The sequence below is a fragment of the Prosthecobacter sp. SYSU 5D2 genome, assembly GCF_039655865.1.
Lineage (GTDB): Bacteria > Verrucomicrobiota > Verrucomicrobiia > Verrucomicrobiales > Verrucomicrobiaceae > Prosthecobacter.
In genome coordinates this window covers 21,508-43,477 of the sequence record NZ_JBBYXL010000016.1, presented here as the reverse complement: position 1 = coordinate 43,477, position 21,970 = coordinate 21,508, and the positions used below count along the sequence as shown (strand labels likewise).

The following is a 21,970-nucleotide window of genomic DNA, read 5'->3' as shown; positions in this document are numbered from 1 at the left end:
ACCTTGCACCTTGAAAGCCCGTCTTCCTGCTGCTACGTCCTCTTCTTATGTCCAAAGGTCAGGGCAAAACTGCCACGCAATTCTTCCATCTCGGCTCCGAGTCTGAGCCCTTCCTCTTCGCCAGCGGCGATTCGCTGCCGGGCATCACCGTGGCCTATGAGATGTATGGCAGGCTGAATGCCAAAAAGGACAACGCCATCCTGCTCTTCCATGCCCTCTCCGGCAGCCAGCACGCTGCCGGCCACACCGAGGCCATCGAAGGCATCGGCGAGCGCTGGACGAAGGACGTGCAAACCGGCTGGTGGGACCTGTTCATCGGCCCCGGCAAAGCCCTGGACACCACCCGCTACTGCGTCATCTGCGCCAACTACCTGGGCGGCTGCTACGGCAGCAGCGGCCCCGCCTCCATCAATCCGGAAACGGGCAAGCCCTACGGCAGCACCTTTCCCCCCGTGCTCACCAGCGACGTCGTCCGCAGCCAGATCGCCCTTTTGGACCATCTCGGCATCGGGCAGCTTCATGCGGTTATCGGCACCAGCATCGGCGGCCTCCTGGCGCTGAATCTGGCCACTCTATACCCGGAGCGCGTGCGCATCGTCATGCCGGTAGCCACCGGGCTGAAGACCACGGTGCTCACCCGCATGACCTTGTTTGAGCAGGTCATGGCCATCGAAAACGACCCTCATTTTAACGGCGGCGACTATTACGAAGGTCCCAACCCGGCCTATGGCCTGGCGCTCGCCCGCATGATCTCCCACAAGACCTTTGTGCACCTGGACACCATCGAAAAACGCGCCGGGGCCAATGTCAGCCAGCCCGACGGCCAGCTCTCCTGGTATAAGGTGGGGCATAACGTCGAAAGCTACATGCTCTACCAGGGGAAAAAATTCGTCAGCCGCTTCGATGCCAACAGCTACCTGCGCATCATCAACATGTGGCTGCGCTTTGACCCCCTGCGGGATGCCGGCGTGGACAACTACGAGCAGCTCTTCGCCCGCAGCACCGCCGCCGGTCATCACTACCTCGTCTTCAGCATTGACTCCGACTTCTGCTTCTACCCCGAAGAGCAGGCCGAGATGATCAGCGCCCTGGAAAAGGCCAAGTCCTCCTGCATGCACATCACCGTGCACTCCGCCAAAGGCCACGACTCCTTCCTCCTCGAACCCGAGCTCTACACCCCGCACATCGTCCACACGCTGGAAGGCCGCTGGCAGAAAAATTACGGCAACAGCGGTGTGGCGGAGGTGGAGTGATGATTCGCGCCAGTTTTCAAACCGCAGCCCTGGCACCTGTATGAAATCGTGCCTGTTTGCTGTCAGCAACAAGACGTTATTGACCAGGGCAATGTTCTGGGGCGATGGGCCACTCGACTTTGTTTTCACTCAGCGGCCCAGGGTCCATTTGACGCCATTGAGCAGGAGCTGGCGGACGGCGGGGATCTTCATGTCATCGGCGGCACCGAGGCTGGTGTAGAAGATGGGGGCTTTGTTTGGGCCGTGGTGGCGGGTCCAGGCGACGGGCTGGGGCGGGGTGGTGCTGGGGGACTGGGCGGTGCCGATGAGCAGGGGGGTGGTATCGGCGGCGAGGGGCAGGACTTTGTAGAGGGATTTGTGGCCCTGGATCGTGGCGGGGTTTACCCCCTGGAGGAGGGGACTGCTTTCTGCGCCGGGGGCGATGCTGACGCTGTAAGGCAGGCCTTTGGTTTCGTAGCCGGTGTTCTGGCCACCGAGGACTTCGGGGTTGAACTCGGGCCAGGTGGCGAGGGCGGGATCGGTGACGGTTTCCGTGGGGACGGGGATGAAGGCGTGGTTGGCGGTGCGGATGCCGAGGAGGGGCTTGCCCGCATCCAGGTGGGCGCGGATGGCGGCAAGCTGCTCCTTCGGCGGGAAGCGGCGGCGGGAGAAGAGGATAAGGAGATCAGCGTCCTTCAGGGCCTCAATCAGGCCAGGGAAGTGGTGTTTTTCGGGCTGGTCGCCAAGAATGACGGTGACCTTGTGGCCGAGGGGGCGGAGGTCCTTGGCGGCGAAGTCGCCCATGGTGGTGGGGGCGTCGTAGTTGTATTCTTCCTCCACCACCATGATGACGATGTGGGCGGGTGACTGCGCGGACAGCGGCGTGGTGAGGCCGAGGAGGCAGGCGAGGGTGAGAAGGAGGGACTTCATGGTGGAGGACGAATACGTGAGCTGCGAGCGTGATTTACGGAGTAAACTGCCCGGCAGCGGAACCCTGCTGCAGGGTGATCAGGCAGGTGTCTTGGACAACGGAGGCTGGTTTTGCCCAGGAGGCTTCATCATCCATGAAAGGCGAGTAGTTTCGCTTCGATCAACATACTCGCGCTCCGTGCGGCGTGCCTATCGTGCCACACTGCGCATGCTACGGGCGTTCTTTGGGTGCGGGGTGTTTTGTAGCTGTGGTTTCCAAGCATCAGTTGGGGCCCAACTGACCTACTTTGCGGGGAGCCAGCCTTTTTGCTGGAGGGTGCGCAGGATCTGGGCGGCGATGAGGCGGTGGCCTTCGGGGCGGACGTGGTTGGTATCGGAATAGAGCTGCTGAACCTGGGTGGCAGGAATGGCTTCTTTCATGCGGACGCGGGCGACGAGGTCGCTCTCCAGGGGGGCGGTCCAGGTGTTGAGGAGTTCATCATCCAGGACGATGCCGCCCTGGCCGTCGGGCTTGCGGGTGTTGGAGGCCTGGAGGACGAGAACGGTGGGGATCTGGGCGGCGCGGAGGCGCTGGAGGCCGTCCTGGGTGACCTTTTCCAGCCGGGCCTGCCACTCGCGCTGGATGGTCTCGTCCTCGGAGGCCTGCATCTCCATGTTGGCATCCGAAATACCGGACTGGTCGCGGACGCTGTTGGGCAGCCACTGCCAGTAGATTTTCTCGGTCTTCATCTCATAAAACTGGCGCATGACGAGAGAGTGCATGAGCCAGTTTTTAGGGTGGGGACTGTTGAAATCATCCCGGCGCTTCCACTCGCGCTCGTCCTCGTATTCATTGGAAAAACCGACATGGAGGACGATAAGGCTGGGCTGGTACTTCATGGCCTGCTGGAGGACGAGGTCCTTGCGGCGGGCACCGAACCCGGGGAGGGCCATGTTGATGCACTCGGCCTGGATGCCTTGGTCGCGGAGCTTTTTTTCAAGCTGGCCGGTGTAGGAGAGGGGGACGTCCTTGCCACGGGCGACGGAATCGCCAATGACGATGACGCGATAGACGCCAGCGGGGCGTTCTTTAGCAAAGGTCTGGGGGAAAAAACGGCGGCCGCCGGAGCGCTGGAGCTCGATCTGGCCATCGGAGGTTTCAACAAACCCGGCGGTGGGGTGGTAACCATAGTCAAACCGGCCCTCCATGGTGCGGACGAAGGCGAAGCGGGCGGCGAGCTCCGCCACGAGGAGGATGGCGGCAAAGAGAAGGAAGCTGCGGGTGAGGGCGCGCATCGGGAGGCGAAAATCAGAACTGGAAATAGATGAACTCCTGCTCCGTGGAGAGGGAGCTGACGAAGGCGACGAAGAGGAGGAAAAAGACGAGGCCACGGGCCACCCAGGGGAGGCGGGTCAGCTCGGCTTCATCGCGGGGTTTCAGCGTGAGGAGCTGGAGCAGGATGAGGGGCAGGATGTGGAACACGAGCCAGAGGGCGGGTTTGGTCCAGTCTTCTCCGGCGGTCCAGTCGGTGAGGGCATGTAGCCAGACTCCGAGCTGGGGCATGGTCTGCGCACGGAAGATGGCCCAGCCGAAGAGGGTCAAAGTGAACATGAGCACGATGGCGAGGGTGCGCCGGGGCCAGGTGCAGGCTTCCTCCAGGGCGGTGGTCTCGAGTTTGCCGAGGGCGGGGACGATGCGGTAGAGCGTGAGCAGGGCGGCGTGGTATCCGCCCCAGAGGACGAAGGTCCAGCTCGCCCCATGCCAGAGGCCGGCGAGCAGCATGGTGATCCAGAGATTCACCACGGTGCGGGTGGGCCCGGTGCGGTTGCCACCGAGGGGGATATACACGTAATCCCGGAACCAGCTGGAAAGGGTGATGTGCCACCGCTGCCAAAAGTCCGACGGGCCGGTGGCGAGGTACGGGAAGCGGAAATTCATGCTGAGGCGGATGCCCAGCAGGCGGGCGGAGCCACGGGCGAGATCGGTATAACCGGAGAAGTCGCCATAGATCTGGAAGGCGAAGGCGACGATGCCAAGCAGCGCCCAGGGGGCATTGGGCGTGGAGCCGGGATTGAAGACGTAGTTGGCAATGATGGCGCAGTTATCCGCGACGAAGACTTTTTTAAACGCGCCGATGAGCAGCAGCCGCAGGCCGGCATGGAGGTGCTCCCACTCCCAGACGGCAGCCTGGGTGAACTGCGGCATGAATTTGCCCGGACGCTCGATGGGACCGGCGACGAGCTGGGGGAAAAAGGCCAGGTAGGCGGAAAAGGTGAGCAGGTCCGGAGCGGGCTGTACCTTGCCTTGATACACATCCACCGCATAGGCGACGGACTGGAAGGTATAAAAGGAGATGGCGACAGGCAGGATGATGTTTGGCAGCGTCCAGCCAGGATCCATGCCTGCCGAGCCGAGGAGGGCGACGAGGCTGTCAGCGAAGAAGCCGAAGTATTTGAAGAAGCCCAGGACGGCGAGGTTCGTCAGGATGCTGAGCCACAGGAAACCCCGGCGGCGGGCGGGCTCGGGCCGGGTCCAGAGCCACTCATGCACGGGGACAAAGAGCAGGGGGAAGACGGCGGCAACGATGAGGCTGGCCTGGCTGATGGTGACGTATTCCTTGGCAAAAAGGGCGCAGCCACCGAGCCAGAGGAAGGGGGCGAGAGTAGTGAGGAGGACCTTTCCCCGCCACTCCCGTGCGCCGATGAGGGAGCGCGCACAGAAGTAGTCAATGCCCGTGGAGGCCATGATGAGCGCCAGGAAGCGCAGGTCCCACATGCCATAAAAGAAGTAGCTGGCGACGAGCAGCAGCCCCATGCGACCGAGCCGTGGCAACGGCCAGTACAGCAGGACGACGAGCGGGAGAAAGAGGGCGTATTGCCAGGACGTGAAGGTCATCTAGGAGCAGCATTCTGCCGCATAAGAGGCCCAGTTCGCCATGTCCGGGGCCGCTTTGGATAGAAACGGGACCAGGACCATGGAAGATTGAGCGCCAGTGAGCGGCGCGGGATCATGAGACTCCACCAGGCATAAGTCAAAGACATGATCCGCCTGGATGCCGACTTCATCATCCGCATTCACGGTGCTGCGGAAACGTATTCCACCATCGTGGTCACGGTCATTGAGGCGCTGCTCACGGATCTCCTCCGGCAGGCGTAGGCGCAGGGCCACGTCGCAACGGTCCAGTCGCCGTTCTGGTTTGGTGTTCACATACACGACCATCTTTTTGTTCTTCAGGAAGTGACTGAAGGGGGCCAGATTGTCCCGCTCACGGCTGCGGCTTTTGATGCGGCGGGTGAAGATGCCGAAAAGGGGAACGGCCAGTACGCCATCGTCAATGACACCGATTTTCCGGGGCTGCAGGCCGGGGAGTCCTTTTTTGCGGATGAGCTTGCCGAGGGTGGACTTGCCAGCGCCGGACTTGCCCGTGATGCAGAGGAGGATCTGCTTTTTTTCCTGAAGGAGATGGGTGCAGACCTGGGCCAGCGCGGCCTGCCAGGAGTCTGGCTGGAGGGCGACGGAGTGGGCGGCAGGGACTGACATGTGTCATTTTTGACCCAGACCGGAAGGCGGGGCAAGCAGGAGATGGCGGAGGCTTCCATGAAGGAAATCCGCGGTGTGGGGAGTGAAAGAGGCGCACTTTTCGTTCGCACCTGAGGCGGAGACCGCTATCCTCACCCTCTTATGCTCCAAGCTGGAATCGTCGGCCTTCCCAATGTAGGCAAATCCACTCTGTTTAACGCAGTCACCCGCACCCGCAAGGCGGAGGCGGCGAACTACCCCTTTTGCACCATCGAGCCCAACCAGGGAGTCGTCGTTGTCCCGGACGAGCGGCTGGCGGTGCTGTCCAAGCTCAGCGGCTCGCAGAAGCTGGTGCCTGCGGCCATTGAATTTGTGGACATCGCCGGTCTGGTGAAAGGCGCGAGCCAGGGTGAAGGCCTGGGCAACAAATTCCTCAGCCACATCCGCGAGGTGGACGCCATCGTGCACGTGGTGCGCTGTTTTGAAAGTGGCGACATCACCCATGTGGATGGCAGCGTGGACCCCATCCGCGACATCGAGGTCATCAATACGGAACTCATCCTGGCCGACATGGACAGCGTGTCCAAGCGCAAGTCCCGCACGGACAAAGATGCCAAGCGCGGCATCAAGGAAGCCCAGGCGGAACACGCGCTTTGCGAAAAACTGCTTCCGCACCTGGATGCGATGAAGCCCGCCGTGACGCTGGAGCTGAATGATGAAGAAAAGAAGCTGCTAAAGTCCTTTTTCCTGCTTAGCGGCAAGCCCTGCATCTACGCCTGCAACGTGGCTGAGGACGAACTGGCCGAAGCCTCCAAAAACCCTGACAAACACCCTCAGGTGGCCAAGGTGCGTGAGTATGTGAAGCATGCCCATGCGGCCAGTGCCACCGTCGTCAGCGCCGCCATCGAGAGCGAGCTGGGTGAATTGCCTGAAGATGAGGCCAAGGCTTATCTCGCCGATCTGGGCGTCGAAGACAGCGGGGTGAACCTGCTCATCAAGAGCGTCTATTCCCTGCTGGGCCTGCAGACTTATCTGACCACGGGTGAAAAAGAAACCCGTGCCTGGACCATCACCAAAGGCATGAAGGCCCCCCAGGCCGCCGGCGTGATCCATGGCGACTTCGAGCGCGGTTTCATCGCCGCGCAGATCGTCCACTTTGATGACCTCGTCACTCTAGGCTCCGAAGCGAAAGCACGCGAGGCCGGGAAGCTGCGCATCGAAGGCAAGGAATACGTCATGCGCGACGGTGACGTTGTGGAATGGCGCTTCAATGTGTGAGGCGTCCCCTGCCCTTTTGGCCCTGAAATCTCTTTTTGCAAAGCGCCACGGGGCGTGAATTGACGCACCATGTTCATTGAGCGCCTGAACCGCGAACTGGCCATCTGCTCGGCCATCCAGGTCGGGCCGTTTCTGGCAGCGGACCCGGGCCGCTGGCATGTGGTGAGCATCCGCGATCCCCTGCATGCCGAGGCGGAGCTGGCGGGTGCCAAAAGCGCGTGTCATCTGGCCTTTGAAGATGCCCTGCCCACGCCAGGCGGTGAGGGGCCGGGGCCGAACGTCACACATCTGGAAAGCCTGCTGGCCTATGCGGCCAGCACCGCCCGTGAGCCCCTGGTTTTCCAATGCTGGGCCGGCCGCTCCCGCAGCACCGCGATGGCGCTGGTGATCATCGTCAAGGAACTGCACGCCCAAGGAATGCTGGCACCCGAACTGGTCACCACTGCCGTGGACATCTTGCTCACCCTGCGCCCCAATGCCACGCCGAACCGCTTCGTTTTGCGTCTTGGACTGGAGCTGTGGTTGCCTGCTGAGGAGGCGCAAAAGCTCAGCACGGCCTTGATTCGGGAGCCGAGAATGAAGGCGAATTTTGTGTGAAGGGGGCGGTCTTGCTACGACCGAGCAGTTTGTAAAAATAACTGATGAAGCTGTCGATTGTCAGAGAACAAACAGAAGAGGGCGTCCCAACGAGGCGGCTTCACTAGCCAGGGATGAAAGAGAGACCAAAAAATGCTCTGTTTTCATATCATGCGGGTTATTGGAGAATTGGATTTCTTTAATTGCTTTGAGAACTGCGGGCATAGAACTGGCATCCACAAAACACTCTTCATAATCATCAATGAGGCCATTTGAGTACGCGTTAATACGCTGGAAAATTCCCACCCCCCACAGTAATTCGAATTCCTGTTGATTCCCGATTTTCAAATAGCGCACGGGCGTATTCTCGCTGACATCATTCAATCTTAATGACGCTTCAGCTTCTCGATTTTGAGGGAGAACAACACCGCGGCGGAATAGTTGTGAGTTTTGCATAATACTCATTTAACGTTTAATTTGCCTATTCACCCTGCCGAGCCTGAACCGACCAGGCTGGCAATCCCCAGTAACAAGTGGCAACCTTTCACGCGTTACCTCTCAAGATCTTCTGAGGCCGGAAAGGCAGCGTCGCCGCACTGATCAGAAAACCTGTGACAATGCCCACCGGAAAGACTACCGGGACATACATCCAGATGACCAAAAAAGGAAAAATAAGATACGGGATGACAAGGAGTAGGGCTCCGATAATCGGGCTGAAAACGCCCATGACTGGCATGACCAACCAGTGAAGCCGGCGGCACACCCGGTAGAGATACAGCCAGGTCAAAACCGAGATGACTGACAACCAGACTGCCCAGCCCAAGCTCTCCTTCGTCCATTCCATCCTTCCCCATCCGAAGTCTAGGGAGGCATATTTATCCATCAACCAATAACCGACGAAGGCCATAAAAATGGCGATCACCGCCACTATCAAGTGTTCGGTGATCGCCTTCATTGAGGGATGTGAAGTTAAACGTGGATCGGGTGCCCCTTGGCCACTTCGGTGGCTTCTTTGACCATCTCGCTCAGCGTCGGGTGGGCGTGGATGGTGGCTTCGATTTCATCCCAGGTGGCTTCGAGGTTCATGGCCAGGCCGATCTCGGCGATCATCTCGGTGCTTTCGCTGCCGACGATGTGGGCGCCGATGATCTCGCCATGAGGCTCACCGTAGAGGATTTTGACAAAACCTTCCGGCTCGGCGGCGGCGAGGGCCTTGCCACTGGCGACGTAAGGGAACTTGCCGACCTTGAACTTGAGGCCCTTTTCCTTGGCAGCGCGCTCGGTGAGACCGATGCTGGCCACCTGCGGATGGCAGTAGGTGCAACCTGGGAAGACGGTGACCTTCTTCGGCTTGTGACCGGCGAAGATGCCTTCCACGCACTGCACGGCCTCGTAGCTGGCCACGTGGGCGAGCCACGGAGGCCCAATGATGTCGCCAGCTCCGTAGATGCCTTTGACGCTGGTTTGATACTTGTCGTCCGTGTGCAGCCAGCCGCGGTCGGTCAGCTTCAGCTCAATGCCGCCTGGCAGCACGGGCTTCACGCCGATGGCGACGAGGCAGACATCGGCCTCGAGGGTTTCATTGGCAGCGCCTTCGACGGTGATTTTGACGCCTTTGCCGTCCTCGGACGTGCCGGTGACCTTGGTGTTGGTGAGGATGCGGATGCCGGCCTTGGTGAGGCTTTTTTCCAGGAGTTTGGACACTTCGGTGTCTTCCACAGGAAGCACGTCAGGCAGCATTTCCACCACGGTCACCTTGGTGCCGTAGGCGTTGAAGAAATAGGCGAACTCGATGCCAATGGCACCTGCGCCGATGACGATGATGCTCTTTGGCTGCTTTTCCAGGGTCATGGCTTCCTTGCTGCCGATGACGGTGGTGCCGTTGAAGGGGAAGCCGGGCATGTCGCGGGTTTTGGCCCCGGTGGCGATGAGGATGTTGGCGGCCTCGTGGGTTTCCTTGCTGCCGTCGGCAGCGGTCACTTCCACCTTGCCTTCGGCCGGGATGCTGGCGGTGCCTTTGAGGTAGTCCACCTTGTTCTTTTTGAAGAGGAACTCGATGCCCTTGTTCAGCTTGTCGGACACGCCCCGGCTGCGGCCGACGACCTTGGACCAGTCATAGCTGAGGCCTTCCACTTTGAGGCCAAATTCCTCGGCCCGGTGGGTGAGGGTGTGGTAAAGCTCGGCGTTTTTCAGCAGGGCCTTGGTGGGAATGCAACCCCAGTTCAGGCAGGTGCCCCCGGCGCGGTCATTCTCCACACAGGCCACTTTTTTGCCGAGTTGCGCTGCGCGGATGGCTCCGACGTAGCCCGCAGGCCCGCCGCCGATGACGATGAGGTCGTAGTTCATGAGTGTGAGATTGGGGGAGTGATGATACGCGCAGAAAAGCGCAGGGGGTGGGCGAGTTCAACAAGAGACTGCCCCCGCCGGGAGAAACGGTGCAGGTGATTTTCTGCATGGAATCCCGGCCGAATGGCGTTACAATCATCCAAGACGAAACCGGAAGCCGTCATCATCACCGACCCAAAAAAGCTGTTCGCGATCTGCTCCAATCAGCCACGCGTCTCGCGGGAGCAGATGCGCAAATCCGTTTTGGCAGGCATTCAAAGCAGCCGCTCTTCGCAGCCCGCGAAGGTGAACTGACGCAGTTGCAGGCTGAGGCCGAGTCTCCACCACCCCCCGTCTGAAGTTTTCGGCGTGGGCGGTGAACATACTATTTTTGGCTCCGAGACATTAGGTGTCGTCGTCAAACACACCCTCCCCGGGTTTTACGGCCGCATCATGGATGAAACCCGGCTGCTGGATCCGCGCACGTTTCAAAACAAGAGCCGTCTGATGATGCGGGCCGCGCTGCCCTCCGAATACCTGCGCCGCTGGGCGGTCATGACGGATGTTTTCGGGATGCGCACCCAGTATCTTGGCAAGGTGGTCGGTACAGACGCGGAGCCGCAAATGGCAGTGGAGCAGCCCTTCATTGCGGAAGATGAAAACCTGCCCGCCACGCTGGAAGACGCGGCGGACTTCTTTATTGCGCATGGCTTTGAGCGGGTGGACGATGCCTGCATCATCAACCCCGAAGTCCACGGCGTGACCTGGTATCGCCAGCGGGACGGCATTCTCATCACCGATGCCCACGCGCGCAACTTCCGCCGTGACCTGGATGGCGTCATCATCCCCGTGGACCTCGTCATCGCCCTGGTTCCTCCGGGTGCTTCCGCCTTGTTACCGGGGGCAGTGAAGCTGTGGGAGCCGTCGGAGGATTAGCCCACCACACCGGTTGCAGTGACTCTGCCTGTCAGTCTCACAAACACCGCCGGAAAAAATCCACCGTCAGGCCCAGCGCCTGACGGGCCAGTTCGGCATCGTAGCGCAGGCCCTCATCGCGGAGAAAGGCGTGGGCGGCATTGAATTCATGCCAGGTGAAATTCACCCCGGCAGCGGTCAGTGTCTGGTAGATGAGCGCACGGCCTTCTGCAGGGACATGCGGGTCCTGACGTCCGAAGACCAGCATCAGCTCGCCTTTGATTTCTGCCGCGCGGGCCAGGGAGTCATCGTTCATGCCGGCCCCCAGGCTGCGCTTGTGAAGGTCGGTGGGATAAAAGCAGGCCGCCGCAGCCACATCTGGCTGCAGGGCAGCGCGGTAAGTCAGATGTCCGCCAATGCACGGGCCAAAGGAACCCAGCCGCCCCGTGCAGTCTTCATGAGCTTTCAGGTAGTCCAGCACCGCCCGATTGTCCGCATCATAGGCAGCGACGGACTTTTCCGTCTTCAGCCGGTTCCCCACATCCGAGCCCGCCTGGTCATAAGCCAGCACCGTCCCCGCAGCCAGATACTCATGATAAATCTCCGGCACGGCGACGATGAACCCATGGCCTGCGAGAAAGGCTGCCGTGCGCACAATCGGAGCCGTCAGTTGAAAAATCTCTGAGTGAAAAATCAGCCCTGGATAACGTCCCGGACCCGCAGGCCGCAGCACCATCGTGCGCATGGGACCTGAGGGTGTGGAGAGTTCAACAATTTCAGGCTCGCGGAGGGTCATAGGGCGCTTGAAAAAAGGTTTTGCTGGCGGTCAAACGTGGCAGGGGAGCCGGAGGGATACAAGCGATCCATCGCAATTCACAATCATCACCTCACCGCATCGTCTCCGCCTGCGCCAGCACGTCATCAAAAGGCACCTGGTCCAGCATGCCGAAGGTGCCTAGACGCGTCAGCCGGGAGCGGCTGGTGGCGGGGCTGGAGATGCCGCAGAGGAAACGGGTCAGCTGGCGCGGCGTGCGCAGCGCCGCGTGGCGCTCGTCCATGAGGTCGCGGATCACCGCCACATCCTCGGTGGTGACGCTGGGACGGGCCGCCTGGGGAATGGGGCGCGGCTGGCTCATGTCCACCCCTTTCTCCCGCTCCTTGCAGCTCGTGCAGGTGCCGCAGTCGGCGGGCATCTCTTCGCCAAAATAACGCAGCAGCCAGCGGGTGATGCACTCGCGCTGGCTGGCCAGTTCCAGGATCTGCTGGAGCCGCTGCACATCCCGCGTCTCGCGCTCCGCAAACAGCGCCTGCATTTTCACCGCCACCTGGTCGGGATCGCGCCGCGCCGGCTCCCCGCACAGGCGGTAGCGCTGGCGGGCACCACTGGGCTTCATCTGGATCTCGCCGGCCTCCTCCAGCCAGGTCAGTGCCTTCATGATGCGGTCACGCGGCTCCTCCATTTCAGCAGCGGCCTCATCGGGGCTGATTGTCGTCCATTTGTGCCCGCGTTTGCCGCAGGAAAACAGCCGCCGAAGGAATGCCTGCCGCTCCGGCTTGTGACCAGAGAGGATGCGCGCCTCCGGCTGGAGAAAGGCATACTTATAGCTGGAATAAAACATGCCCAGTGGCCGCACCAGTCCGTTCAGTTCCAGATTCGTCAGCACCGTCTCAATGACCAGCGGACGAATGTCCGTGCTGCCGGAAAGCTCATAGATGGAGATGTCAAATTCATCCCCCTGGCGTAACAAATGATCCAACAATTGCCGCAATGCCTGCGGCGTCGGTGTGTCGCCATAAGTAAAATTGGCCAGTACGATGCAGTCATCCTGGCAGGCCAGCATCTCACAGACAGAGGCTTTTCCATCGCGCCCCGCGCGACCGGTTTCCTGCATGTAGTTCTCCAGCGTCTTCGGCAGGTTGTAATGGTAAACCGCGCGGATGTCCGCCTTGTCAATGCCCATGCCAAAAGCGATCGTCGCCACGATGACATCCGTCTCCCCGGTCATGAAACCGTCCTGCGCCGCATGGCGATGCTCATCGGCCAGGCCGGCATGATAGGCCAGCGCATTGACGCCATTGCGCTGCAGATGCGTTGCCACCTCCTCCGCCGTCTGTTGCAGCGTCACATAGACAATGGAGGGCACCTTGCGTTTGTTCAGCAGCTTGGTGAGATATTCCTTACGCTTCGCCGCCGGGCAGGGCGTGATTCGGTAATGCAGGTTAGGCCGGTGAAACGACGTTTGCACATGATCCGCATCCGCGATGTCAAACGCCCGCCGGATGTCCGCAGCCACACTGGGGGTCGCCGTGGCTGTGAGCGCCAGCACAGGCCGGATGCCCAGCTCCTTCGCCACCAGCGCCAGGCGCAGATATTCCGGCCTGAAATTGTGTCCCCATTCCGAGATGCAGTGCGCCTCATCCACCGCCATCATGGCAATCTTGAGCCGCTTCAGCCGCTCGATGAAGTTTTCATTCATCAGCCTCTCCGGGGCGATGTAAAGCAGCTTCGTCTTGCCCGAGCGCAGGTCATCAAAGACCTGCTGCGCCTCATCCAGCTTCAGCGATGAATCCAGCCGCGCCGCCCCAATCCCCCGCGCCCGCAGCGCCTCCACCTGGTCCTTCATCAGCGCAATCAGCGGCGAGATGACCAGCGTCACCCCGTCCATCAGCAGCGCCGGCAGCTGGTAGCACAACGACTTCCCCGCACTCGTCGGAAAAAGCGCCAGCGCACTCCGCCCCTCCAGCAGCGCCCCCATCACCTGTTCCTGCCCCGGCCTGAAAGCCTTATGGCCAAAATGCTGTTGAAGTGTGGCGGTGAGATCGTGCGGCATGACTGAGAAGGAAGGCAATTACTCCCCAAACCGCTCCCGCAGATGCTTGAGGTGCCATTTGGCGTCGGTAGGCTTGCCGGTGGCATGCAGCATGATCTCACCAGGGAGGGGGGTGCCGCCTTGGGAGTGGACTTTGTCGCGCAGCCAAGTGAGCAGCGGGGCGTAGTCGGCCCGATCCAGGGCGGTGGCGATTTTCTTCTGCTTGCGGGCAGTGGCGAAAAGCTGGGCGGCGTTCAGATTGCCCAGCGTGTAGGTGGCGAAGTATCCGAGGCCGCCCATGCTCCAATGAATGTCCTGCAGGCAGCCGTGGGCATCATCCGGAGGCACCATGCCGAACAAACTTTCAAACTCCTCATTCCAGGCCTTCGGCACATCCTTGACGGCCAGCTCGCCGCTGACGAGGCGGCGCTCGATGCTGAAGCGCAAAAGGATGTGCAGGTCATAGGTGGCCTGGTCCGCCTCCACGCGGATGAAGGAATACTCGGCGCGGTTGATGGCGCGGAGGAAGTCATCCAGCTTGATCTTCTTCAGATGAGGAAAGATCTCGGCCGTGCGTGGCAGCCACTTTTCCCAGAAGCTGCGGGAGCGGCCCACGTGGTTTTCCCACAGTCGGCTTTGGGATTCATGGATGCCCAGAGAACAGGCGCGGCCGGAGGGCAGCCCGAAGTCATCCACCGGCAGGCCCTGCTCATAAAGCCCGTGCCCGGCCTCATGCATGACGCCGAAGAGGGAAGAGGTAAAGTCCGCCTCATCATAACGTGTGGTTAGGCGGATATCGGCAGGACCGAGGGTGGTGCAAAAGGGATGCGCGGTAGTGTCAATGCGGCCCGCCTCGAAATCGAAGCCCAGGCTGGCGGCGACTTCGGCATTGAGGATCTGCTGTTTCTCAATGGGATATTTGCCACGCAACAGGTTAGGCTTCACGGAGGCGCTCTGCTCCACCGCCTGCCGGGCGATCTGGGTGAGGTCGGGCTTCAGCTTGGCAAAGAGTTCAGCCACTTCCCGCGTGCGGGCGCCGCGCTCATAGGTCTCCAAAAGGGCATCGTAAGGTTCATCCGCGTAACCCCACAGATCGGCCTTTTTGCGGGCCAGAGTGACGAGCTTTTGTAGGTGCGGGGCGAAGAGGCTGAAGTCAGACTTCTTGCGTCCTTCCGCCCAGGCGGCTTTGCCATGGGCGCAGAGTTCGCTTTCCTCGATAACGAGCTTTTGCGGCAGTTTGGCGGCGCGGTCATAGTCACGGCGCAGCTCGCGCAGGTTGGCGGCGGCTTTGGCATCGCGGGTCTTTTCGGTTTCGGCCTTGGCCAGCAGTTTGCGGAAAACGGTACCGGTGGCCAGGGAGTGGGCCTTGCCATTCAGGTAGGCCATCTGGCGGGCACGATGGTTGAGCGAGCGCGCGGGCATGTACGTTTCCTGATCCCAGGAAAGCATGGACTCGGTGGAGGTAAGAACGGAGACCTCTTGGGCGAGGGCGATCAGCTGGTCGAAAGCGGTGGATGGCATGAGATTTATTTCAGCTTCGTGAGGCGATCCTTCGCCCAGGTGAGACCCTGCTGGATGGTGTCATCCCCAGGGACGAGGGCGGCGAGTTTTTCCCAGCGCTTCACGGCAAAGCTGAAGGCGTTTCTGGCATCGTCCTTTTTGCTGAGTGTCTGGCTCGTGTGGCCCAGCACGCCATACATCTGGGCGAGCTGGATCTCCTGGTTCCTGCGCTCCGGCGTGAGGCGCGCGTCCGGTTCTTTGGAAAGCAGCGCCTCCAGAGAGGTGACGGCCTGCTGCACAATGGGCAGCGCAGCGGTGGGCTTGCCGGTATCGGACATCAGCTCCGCATACTCGCCTTTGAGCTTGGCCTGCAGAACGCCGAAGTGCAGGTTGTCCGGCTCCTCCTCCAGGATCTCGTTCATTAGTTCAATGGCGTCCTGCTTCTTCTTCACTGCCTCCGTGTTGTTGCCTGCATCCCGCTCCAGCAGGGCGATGCCGCCGTAGTTTTTGGCGAGCTGGTATTTTACTTCAGTCCACTCCGGCAGCAGGCGGTTAAGCTCCAGCAGAATGGGGATGGCCTGCATATGGGCCTCCCGGGCTTCTTTGGCCCCGATGCTTTTGCCGATCAGCTCCGCGAGCTCCGTGTAGGCATCCGCCAGCATGAGTGCCTGCTCCTGGTTGCGCGGGGAGGAGCCCATGACGAGGTCTCCCATGACGGTGACGGCATCAATGAGAGTGGTGAGGGCGTCCTGGATGCGCCCGGCATCCCGCTGCGTCAGGCCTTTGGCAAATTGGGCCCGGGCCAGGAGGAACTGCTCATCAGGGATGGGCTCGCCGCCGAGGAGTTTGGGGTCCAGCACCTCAGAGACATGGGCCAGGGCCTGTTCAGCCTCGGTCAGGTCGCCATGGCTGAGCATGCGCTTTCCGTATTCCATCCAGGCGCGGGCACACTCGTTGCGGGCCAGACGGTTCTTGGGATCGGCGGCGAGGCCTTCAGTGAGGCTGTGGGTAGCGTCTGAGAGGAAGGCCAGGGAGCTGGCTTTTTCCCCTTTGCGATCTGACAGGTCGGAAAGCAGCAGGCTGTATCTGCCGAACCACTGATGGTACAAAGCCACCTGCGGGTGGTCTTTGTTATCCTTCAGGAGCATGGCGGCCTGGTCGCGGGCCTTTTCCAAATACGAGCGGGCTTCATCATAGTCCCGCATGCGCAGATAGATCCGGCCTATGTTGCCATAGGAGCGCAGCCGTTCCACACCGAGCGCCGGATCGGCCTCCAGCAAAGGAAGCCCGGCCTGGCAAAAGGCGAGGGCATCGCGGAGCTGGCCTTTGGAGAATTCAGTGTCCAGCTCGTTGCTGGTGGGAGTTTGCAGGAGCTGCGTCAGAAACTGGTCCACCGCTCTCTGCGAGTGCTGCAGGTTGGCATCGGCCGTTTTCTTTTGGGCGAGGGCTTGGTCCCGCTGGGTGGTGAGCGCGGCCTTGTCCGCCTCGCGTGTCTCAATGGCGTCTTTTAAAACCGCCTCGCTTTGCAAGTTCGTGACTTCGGATTTCTGCGCACGACGCAGGGTCATAAAAGCATAGGTGCTGATGAGGATCACCAGCGTGACGAGACTGAGCGTGACGACCTGGAGGGACCGTACTTTGACCGCCTGCCTCTTGCGCTCCTGCACGGTCTGCTCGCGGGATTCTTCCAGCAAATAATCAGACTCCAGCACTTCAAACTCGCGTACCACTTCCCGCATGTCCGTCCAGCGGGCGGCGGAATTCAGATCCAGGGCGCGCTCGATGATGTTGCGGCGGCGTTCATCCCACTTGGATTGCGGGGTGTCCGGCCAGGAGATCTTGGGCTGCGCGCGCACTGCCGTGATGAGGGCGGCGCTGTCAATGCCATAAGCCAGGCCGGAAGCCGCTTTCTTCTGGACAGAGGCCACCTGCTCCGCCCAGGCCCGGGCTCCACGGGGGAGCTGGCCGGTGAGGAGGCGGTAGGCCAGTACGCCGAAGCTATAGACATCCCAACTGGCTCCGTATCCGGCAAAGACGCCATCTGGATTTTCCGCCTGCTCGGGACATAGATGCACAAAATGGTCTGTCAGCTCCAGGTGGTGGATGCCGCCCACCCAGCCCTGGGCGATGTCGGTGAGGCGGAGGCTGGCTTCGGCGTCATCCTCCAGCAGCACATTACCGGGACGCAGGTTACCATGCGGGATGCCATGCAAATGAAGCCAGGCCAGGGCATCGGCAAGCTGGTAGATGTAGTTCCAGGCCTGTTCTGGATTCGGCTGGTTGCAGAGGGATTCCAGAGTGGGCGTCTGCCACACCCGCCGGCCCTGGGTATCCTTCATCATCATGCCCACCAAGGGCATGGCTGTGTAATAGGGACTGCGGTCGAAATTAAAATTTTCCACCGGCAGCACACCGCGATGATGCGGCACCTGGCGCAGGGCATTGAGGGCCGTGGCCAGCGCCTTCCGGTTGATGGCCATGGAGGAGAAAACCTTTACCGCACAGGCTTTGCCGCCGGCGCTTGCACGGTAAACCGCACCGCAGCTGCCGCTGCCGATCAGGTCCTGCAATTCATGTCCAGCGATATCCGGCAAACTCATGCAAGGCGTGCGGCGGGGGTTGTCATGATGAATGGGGGATGGGCGCGGATTTAACGCTTAACAACAAACTTGCAACGAGCACGGGCCAGGGTCAAGCCAGCGCTTTGACTTGCCTGGCACCTCAAACGTTCAGCCTTGCTGATTTCCTCAAGAAAAGAGCGAAGGCCCGACGACAGACTTTCCTTCATTTCGCCGTTGAATCTGGCTCATGATCCGCAGCCTCTTATTTCTAGCCATCGCCTTCCCACTGGCCGCCCAGACGGCCCCAAAGCCGGCTTATTCCTTGAAAGCCGTGACCGGCCGGCCAAAGGCTGTTTACGAGGTGGGAGAGACTGTCCGGTTTGATCTGGAAGTAACTGAACAAGGAAAATCTTTATCCCATGGCAAGGTCATCTGCATTCTGTCCAAAGATGGCGTGGAGCCGAAGCGGGAAGAAACGGTGGAAATCAAGAATGGCAAAGCCAGCATCACAGGCACTCTGGATGAGCCGGGTTTTTTGCTGATGCGATTCAGCCTGCCAGGCCAGAAAGAATTCGCCCAGGCCGGGGCCGCCTTCAGCCCGCTGAAGATCCAGCCCAGCCTGCCCGTGCCGGACGATTTTGACGCCTTTTGGACCGCCCAAAAAGCCGCGCTGGCCAAGGTGGAGATGAAATCCACTCTCACTCCAGTGAAAAGCACGGTGGCCAATGTGGATGCCTTTGATGCGCAGATCACCTGCTTGGGAGCTCCGGTGTCCGGCTATTATGGCAGGCCGAAGGAGGCGAAGGCCAAAAGCTGTCCGGCCATTTTATTCGTCCATGGCGCAGGTGTGGGCGGCTCCAGCATGGGAATTTTGTCGTGGTCTGCGCGTGAAGGCGGCATGCTGGCCATGGACATCAATGCGCACGGCCTGCCTAACGGCAAGCCCACAGAATTTTATGACGAACAGGCGGCCGGTGCCCTGCTGAACTACCGATATCAGGGCCGGGATGACCGCGAGAAAAACTACTTCAAAAGCATGTTCCTGCGCGTGATCCGCGCGCTGGATTTCCTGACGGCGCAGCCGGAGTGGGATGGCAAGACGCTCATCGTCTATGGCAGCAGCCAGGGCGGCTTTCAGGCCTTCGCCGCCGCCGGGCTGGACGAGCGCGTCACCTTCTTCTGTGCCGGCGTGCCCGCCGGCTGCGATCACACGGGCAGCGTCGTGGGCCGCATCAATGGCTGGCCCAAGTTAGTCACCCACATCGAAGGCAAACCGGTGGAGGCCGAGCTGCAAACTGCTCGTTACTTTGACAATGTGAACTTCGCCAGCCGCGCCAAGTGCCAGGGTGCGGCGATTACTGTGGGATTCATTGACACCGTCTGCCCGCCCACCAGCGTTTATGCCGCCTACAATGCGCTGACGGTGCCCAAAAGCATCCTCACCATGCCGCTGACGGGCCACAAAAGCAGCCCTGAGGCCAGCAAGTTCATGACCGAGGCCGCACTCACTCACGTGCGGGCCATGCGCGGCCAGTGATACTTTTGGTTATTCGTCCCGGTTCAGGATGATCCGTGCCCCGCGCTGCCAGGTGAAGTAGGACCACACCCAGTGCAGAAAGACGGCGGCGCGATTTCTCATGCCGACCAGGAACAGCAGGTGGACGAACAGCCACATGAGCCAGGCGAAGAAACCGCGGAAGTTCATGCCTTTGAACATGGCCACGGCGGCCTTGCGCCCAATGGTGGCCATGCTGCCCTTGTCCCAATAGGCATAGGGGATGCGGTCGCCCTTCAGGATGACTTTGGCGATGTGCTGGCCCATCTGGATGGCGGCGGGGCAGACGCCGGGCACGCGTACCTTATTGACATCGGTGAGGCTGACGAGATCTCCGGCGGCGTAAACCTGAGGATAGTCCGGCAGGCTGAGGTCCGGCTGCACCTGGATGCGCCCGCCCCGGTCCAGGGGAACGCCGGCCAGTGTCTTGGTCACCGGGCTGGCCTCCACGCCCGCGGCCCAGACGATGATGTTGGCCTCGATGCGCTGCTCTCCGGCAATGACATACCCCTGCCCCACTTCCTTCACCGGGCAGTTGAGGTGCACCTTCACTCCCAACTCCTCCAAGTGCTCGCGGGTATAGTCGGTCAGCGTGTCCGGGAAGACTGGCAGGAGCTTCGGTCCTGCCTCAATGAGATGCACGTTGGATTGTGCCGGGTCAATGTGCCGGAAGTCCTCCCGCAGCACCACCTTGGCCAGTTCCGCCAGGGAGCCTGCCATCTCCACGCCAGTGGGTCCGCCACCGACGATGACCATGGTCAGCAGCCGCGCCGTCTCCGCAGGATCATTGGCGGCCTCGGCTTTCTCATAAGCCAGCAGCACTTCCCGACGGATGTTCATGGCATCCTCCAGGCTCTTCAGGCCGAAGGTGAAGGGTTCCCATTCATTGCGGCCAAAGAACCCTGTCTTGGCTCCCAGGGCGATGACCAGGTGATCATAGGGCAGGGTGCGCTCCTTGGTGATGACCTGCTTGCCCTCCAGGTCAATGCGCACCACCTCATCCATGAGCGTAGTGACGTTCTTGTAATCCGATAGGATGGAGCGCAGCGGCTGGGCGATCTCGGTGGTGGAAAGGCCGGCTGTGGCCACTTGATAGAGCAGGGGCTGAAAGAGGTGATGGTTCCAGCGGTCCACCAGGGTCACGTGAAAGCGGGGATCATCCAGCCCCTTGGCGCAGGACAGGCCGGCAAAGCCACCTCCCAGGATGAGCACCTCTTGAGGCTTTTCCACAGCAGACGGGGGGGATTGGGACATGGGCACAGATAGATGAAGTTCGGCTTTCAGACAAGCACACAGCACGCCAGCGGGATGGGTTGAAATGACGGGAAGTTTCGTTCGTTTGCACTCCTCCCATGTATTCGAAGCTTCTTGTCCTTTGCGCCTGCCTTTTGCCCATCAGCCTCAGTGCGGCGGAGAAACCGAACATCCTGTTCCTCTTTGCCGATGACTATACTTATGATGCAGTCCGCCATTTTGAAAAAACGGACATTGAGACGCCGAACCTGGACCGACTGGCGGAGAGAAGCAAAGTCTTCACCCATGCGTATAACATGGGCTCCTGGAGCGGAGCAGTCTGCGTGGCCAGCCGCACCATGCTGAATACCGGCAAGCATGTGTGGCGGGCGCAGCAGGTGAACCTTCCACAGGCGCAAAAGGAGGGCCAGATGTGGTCCCAGCGCATGGCGGCCCACGGATATGAAACCCTGATGACTGGCAAGTGGCATGTGGCGGTGCCTGCGGACAAGTGTTTCGGCCGCACCGCCAATGTCCGTGGAGGGATGCCCAAGGATACACCGGCGGCGTACAACCGCCCCATTGCTGGCCAGCCGGATGTCTGGAGCCCGTCCGATCCCGCCCAGGGCGGCTTCTGGCAGGGCGGCAAGCACTGGAGCGAGGTGACGGCGGATGATGCCGTGGGTTTCTTGCAAAGCGGCCTGGGCAAGACGAAACCTTTCTTTATGTATGTGGCCTTCAATGCCCCGCATGATCCCCGCCAGGCACCGGCGGAGTATGTGTCCAAGTATCCGCTGGACCGCATCGCCATCCCGGCCAGCTATCAGCCGGAATACCCGTATAAAAAGGAGATCGGCTGCTATCCCCTGCGGGATGAGAAGCTGGCCCCGTTTCCCCGCACGGAATTTGCCGTCAAGACGCACCGGGCCGAATACTATGCGCTGATCACTCATCTGGATGCACAGATCGGCCGTATTCTAGCGGCCCTGGATGCCAGCGGCCAGGCGGAGAATACCTGGATCTTCTTCACCGCCGACCACGGTCTGGCCGTGGGCAAGCATGGTTTGTTAGGCAAACAGAACATGTATGAACACAGCCTGCGCGTGCCCTTCATGGTCAAAGGCCCCGGCGTGCAGCCCGGGAAAGTGGGCGCGCCCATCTACCTACAGGATGTCATGGCCACCAGCCTGGACCTGGCCGGCGGCAAACCTCAGGACGTCGAGTTCAAAAGCCTGCTGCCATTGATCCGGGACGGGTCCTCCGCACCCACCGCAGCCCCTGTCTATGGAGCCTACCTGAACCTTCAGCGAGCCATCATCGCCGATGGTTGGAAACTCATCGCCTATCCTGTGGCCAAAAAACTGCGGCTTTACCACGTGACCGAAGATCCCGATGAGCTGCATGACCTGGCCGGCCAAGCGGAGCAAAAGGAGCGGGTGAAGACCCTGTTCAAGCAGCTCCGCGATCTGCAAAAGAAGATGGAGGATCCGCTGGACCTGACGGCAGTATTTCCAGAACTATAACGTTTTTTAGGCACGCTTTTAATGGTGGAAAGC

General features: G+C 60.7%; 19 protein-coding genes. 7 read left to right on the top strand and 12 right to left on the bottom strand.

Annotated elements, in window-relative coordinates; all coding sequences use genetic code 11:
* Positions 1-47 precede the first annotated feature (47 nt).
* Entirely contained in the window at positions 48-1,253 is a 1,206-nt protein-coding gene (locus tag WJU23_RS22350) for a homoserine O-acetyltransferase (protein WP_346334858.1), read from the top strand.
* 129 nt (positions 1,254-1,382) lie between these two features.
* Here the strand turns inward: WJU23_RS22350 and WJU23_RS22345 are convergent, their stop codons facing one another.
* From WJU23_RS22345 to WJU23_RS22330, 4 genes are all read right to left on the bottom strand, one after another.
* On the bottom strand, positions 1,383-2,162 hold the full coding sequence (locus WJU23_RS22345; RefSeq protein ID WP_346334857.1) for a ThuA domain-containing protein: 780 nt from the start codon (positions 2,160-2,162) through the stop codon (positions 1,383-1,385).
* A 282-nt stretch (positions 2,163-2,444) separates the two neighbouring features.
* Entirely contained in the window at positions 2,445-3,437 is a 993-nt protein-coding gene (locus tag WJU23_RS22340) for a hypothetical protein (RefSeq protein WP_346334856.1), read from the bottom strand.
* 13 nt (positions 3,438-3,450) lie between these two features.
* Positions 3,451-5,037: an MBOAT family O-acyltransferase gene (locus WJU23_RS22335; RefSeq protein WP_346334855.1), complete on the bottom strand. Its 1,587-nt coding sequence runs from the start codon at positions 5,035-5,037 to the stop codon at positions 3,451-3,453.
* Positions 5,038-5,682 carry an AAA family ATPase gene (locus WJU23_RS22330; RefSeq protein WP_346334854.1) on the bottom strand — a complete coding sequence of 215 codons (645 nt, stop codon included), beginning with the start codon at positions 5,680-5,682 and terminating at the stop codon, positions 5,038-5,040.
* A gap of 141 nt (positions 5,683-5,823) precedes the next feature.
* On the opposite strand from WJU23_RS22330, the gene ychF reads away from it, so the two are divergent.
* Both ychF and WJU23_RS22320 read left to right on the top strand, forming a co-directional pair.
* Complete coding sequence (ychF, locus tag WJU23_RS22325; protein WP_346334853.1) at positions 5,824-6,939, top strand: redox-regulated ATPase YchF; 1,116 nt, start codon at positions 5,824-5,826, stop codon at positions 6,937-6,939.
* Between the two features lie 69 nt (positions 6,940-7,008).
* Positions 7,009-7,536 carry a hypothetical protein gene (locus WJU23_RS22320; RefSeq protein WP_346334852.1) on the top strand — a complete coding sequence of 176 codons (528 nt, stop codon included), beginning with the start codon at positions 7,009-7,011 and terminating at the stop codon, positions 7,534-7,536.
* A gap of 60 nt (positions 7,537-7,596) precedes the next feature.
* Here WJU23_RS22320 and WJU23_RS22315 read toward each other — a convergent pair whose 3' ends face one another.
* The 3 genes from WJU23_RS22315 to lpdA form a co-directional block, all read right to left on the bottom strand.
* A complete protein-coding gene (locus WJU23_RS22315) occupies positions 7,597-7,971 on the bottom strand; it encodes a hypothetical protein (protein WP_346334851.1) in 375 nt (124 codons plus the stop codon).
* Between the two features lie 88 nt (positions 7,972-8,059).
* Positions 8,060-8,470 carry a hypothetical protein gene (locus WJU23_RS22310; RefSeq protein WP_346334850.1) on the bottom strand — a complete coding sequence of 137 codons (411 nt, stop codon included), beginning with the start codon at positions 8,468-8,470 and terminating at the stop codon, positions 8,060-8,062.
* 14 nt (positions 8,471-8,484) lie between these two features.
* A complete protein-coding gene (lpdA, locus tag WJU23_RS22305; RefSeq protein ID WP_346334849.1) occupies positions 8,485-9,861 on the bottom strand; it encodes a dihydrolipoyl dehydrogenase in 1,377 nt (458 codons plus the stop codon).
* Positions 9,862-9,984: 123 nt separating this feature from the next.
* Here lpdA and WJU23_RS22300 point away from each other — a divergent pair, with 123 nt between their 5' ends.
* Together WJU23_RS22300 and WJU23_RS22295 are read left to right on the top strand one after the other, a co-directional pair.
* Complete coding sequence (locus WJU23_RS22300) at positions 9,985-10,155, top strand: hypothetical protein (protein ID WP_346334848.1); 171 nt, start codon at positions 9,985-9,987, stop codon at positions 10,153-10,155.
* A 54-nt stretch (positions 10,156-10,209) separates the two neighbouring features.
* Positions 10,210-10,776, top strand: coding sequence for a hypothetical protein (locus WJU23_RS22295; RefSeq protein WP_346334847.1), 567 nt, complete (start codon positions 10,210-10,212; stop codon positions 10,774-10,776).
* A gap of 37 nt (positions 10,777-10,813) precedes the next feature.
* Here WJU23_RS22295 and WJU23_RS22290 read toward each other — a convergent pair whose 3' ends face one another.
* The 4 genes from WJU23_RS22290 to WJU23_RS22275 all read right to left on the bottom strand — a co-directional run bounded on the left by WJU23_RS22290 (position 10,814) and on the right by WJU23_RS22275 (position 17,665).
* Positions 10,814-11,551, bottom strand: a complete 738-nt coding sequence (locus WJU23_RS22290) for a dienelactone hydrolase family protein (RefSeq protein ID WP_346334846.1) — start codon at positions 11,549-11,551, stop codon at positions 10,814-10,816.
* Positions 11,552-11,642: 91 nt separating this feature from the next.
* Positions 11,643-13,586 (bottom strand): ATP-dependent DNA helicase RecQ, encoded by a 1,944-nt coding sequence (locus WJU23_RS22285; RefSeq protein ID WP_346334845.1) that lies wholly within the window; start codon positions 13,584-13,586, stop codon positions 11,643-11,645.
* An 18-nt stretch (positions 13,587-13,604) separates the two neighbouring features.
* Positions 13,605-15,086: a carboxypeptidase M32 gene (locus WJU23_RS22280; RefSeq protein ID WP_346334844.1), complete on the bottom strand. Its 1,482-nt coding sequence runs from the start codon at positions 15,084-15,086 to the stop codon at positions 13,605-13,607.
* A gap of 5 nt (positions 15,087-15,091) precedes the next feature.
* Complete coding sequence (locus tag WJU23_RS22275; protein WP_346334843.1) at positions 15,092-17,665, bottom strand: tetratricopeptide repeat-containing protein kinase family protein; 2,574 nt, start codon at positions 17,663-17,665, stop codon at positions 15,092-15,094.
* Between the two features lie 208 nt (positions 17,666-17,873).
* Between WJU23_RS22275 and WJU23_RS22270 the strand changes: the two genes are divergently transcribed.
* On the top strand, positions 17,874-19,163 hold the full coding sequence (locus tag WJU23_RS22270; protein ID WP_346334842.1) for an acetylxylan esterase: 1,290 nt from the start codon (positions 17,874-17,876) through the stop codon (positions 19,161-19,163).
* Positions 19,164-19,172: 9 nt separating this feature from the next.
* Here WJU23_RS22270 and WJU23_RS22265 read toward each other — a convergent pair whose 3' ends face one another.
* Complete coding sequence (locus tag WJU23_RS22265; RefSeq protein ID WP_346334841.1) at positions 19,173-20,435, bottom strand: NAD(P)/FAD-dependent oxidoreductase; 1,263 nt, start codon at positions 20,433-20,435, stop codon at positions 19,173-19,175.
* A gap of 98 nt (positions 20,436-20,533) precedes the next feature.
* On the opposite strand from WJU23_RS22265, the gene WJU23_RS22260 reads away from it, so the two are divergent.
* Entirely contained in the window at positions 20,534-21,937 is a 1,404-nt protein-coding gene (locus WJU23_RS22260; RefSeq protein WP_346334840.1) for a sulfatase-like hydrolase/transferase, read from the top strand.
* The last annotated feature ends 33 nt before the right edge of the window (positions 21,938-21,970 follow it).

What these genes read in the sequence shown, in the direction of transcription:
- WJU23_RS22350 (WP_346334858.1), top strand. Translation starts at nt 48, where the DNA reads ATGTCCAAAGGTCAGGGCAAAACTGCCACGCAATTCTTCCATCTCGGC.
- WJU23_RS22345 (WP_346334857.1), bottom strand. Translation starts at nt 2,162, where the DNA reads ATGAAGTCCCTCCTTCTCACCCTCGCCTGCCTCCTCGGCCTCACCACG.
- WJU23_RS22340 (WP_346334856.1), bottom strand. Translation starts at nt 3,437, where the DNA reads ATGCGCGCCCTCACCCGCAGCTTCCTTCTCTTTGCCGCCATCCTCCTC.
- WJU23_RS22335 (WP_346334855.1), bottom strand. Translation starts at nt 5,037, where the DNA reads ATGACCTTCACGTCCTGGCAATACGCCCTCTTTCTCCCGCTCGTCGTC.
- WJU23_RS22330 (WP_346334854.1), bottom strand. Translation starts at nt 5,682, where the DNA reads ATGTCAGTCCCTGCCGCCCACTCCGTCGCCCTCCAGCCAGACTCCTGG.
- ychF (WP_346334853.1), top strand. Translation starts at nt 5,824, where the DNA reads ATGCTCCAAGCTGGAATCGTCGGCCTTCCCAATGTAGGCAAATCCACT.
- WJU23_RS22320 (WP_346334852.1), top strand. Translation starts at nt 7,009, where the DNA reads ATGTTCATTGAGCGCCTGAACCGCGAACTGGCCATCTGCTCGGCCATC.
- WJU23_RS22315 (WP_346334851.1), bottom strand. Translation starts at nt 7,971, where the DNA reads ATGCAAAACTCACAACTATTCCGCCGCGGTGTTGTTCTCCCTCAAAAT.
- WJU23_RS22310 (WP_346334850.1), bottom strand. Translation starts at nt 8,470, where the DNA reads ATGAAGGCGATCACCGAACACTTGATAGTGGCGGTGATCGCCATTTTT.
- lpdA (WP_346334849.1), bottom strand. Translation starts at nt 9,861, where the DNA reads ATGAACTACGACCTCATCGTCATCGGCGGCGGGCCTGCGGGCTACGTC.
- WJU23_RS22300 (WP_346334848.1), top strand. Translation starts at nt 9,985, where the DNA reads ATGGCGTTACAATCATCCAAGACGAAACCGGAAGCCGTCATCATCACC.
- WJU23_RS22290 (WP_346334846.1), bottom strand. Translation starts at nt 11,551, where the DNA reads ATGACCCTCCGCGAGCCTGAAATTGTTGAACTCTCCACACCCTCAGGT.
- WJU23_RS22285 (WP_346334845.1), bottom strand. Translation starts at nt 13,586, where the DNA reads ATGCCGCACGATCTCACCGCCACACTTCAACAGCATTTTGGCCATAAG.
- WJU23_RS22280 (WP_346334844.1), bottom strand. Translation starts at nt 15,086, where the DNA reads ATGCCATCCACCGCTTTCGACCAGCTGATCGCCCTCGCCCAAGAGGTC.
- WJU23_RS22275 (WP_346334843.1), bottom strand. Translation starts at nt 17,665, where the DNA reads ATGAGTTTGCCGGATATCGCTGGACATGAATTGCAGGACCTGATCGGC.
- WJU23_RS22270 (WP_346334842.1), top strand. Translation starts at nt 17,874, where the DNA reads ATGATCCGCAGCCTCTTATTTCTAGCCATCGCCTTCCCACTGGCCGCC.
- WJU23_RS22265 (WP_346334841.1), bottom strand. Translation starts at nt 20,435, where the DNA reads ATGTCCCAATCCCCCCCGTCTGCTGTGGAAAAGCCTCAAGAGGTGCTC.
- WJU23_RS22260 (WP_346334840.1), top strand. Translation starts at nt 20,534, where the DNA reads ATGTATTCGAAGCTTCTTGTCCTTTGCGCCTGCCTTTTGCCCATCAGC.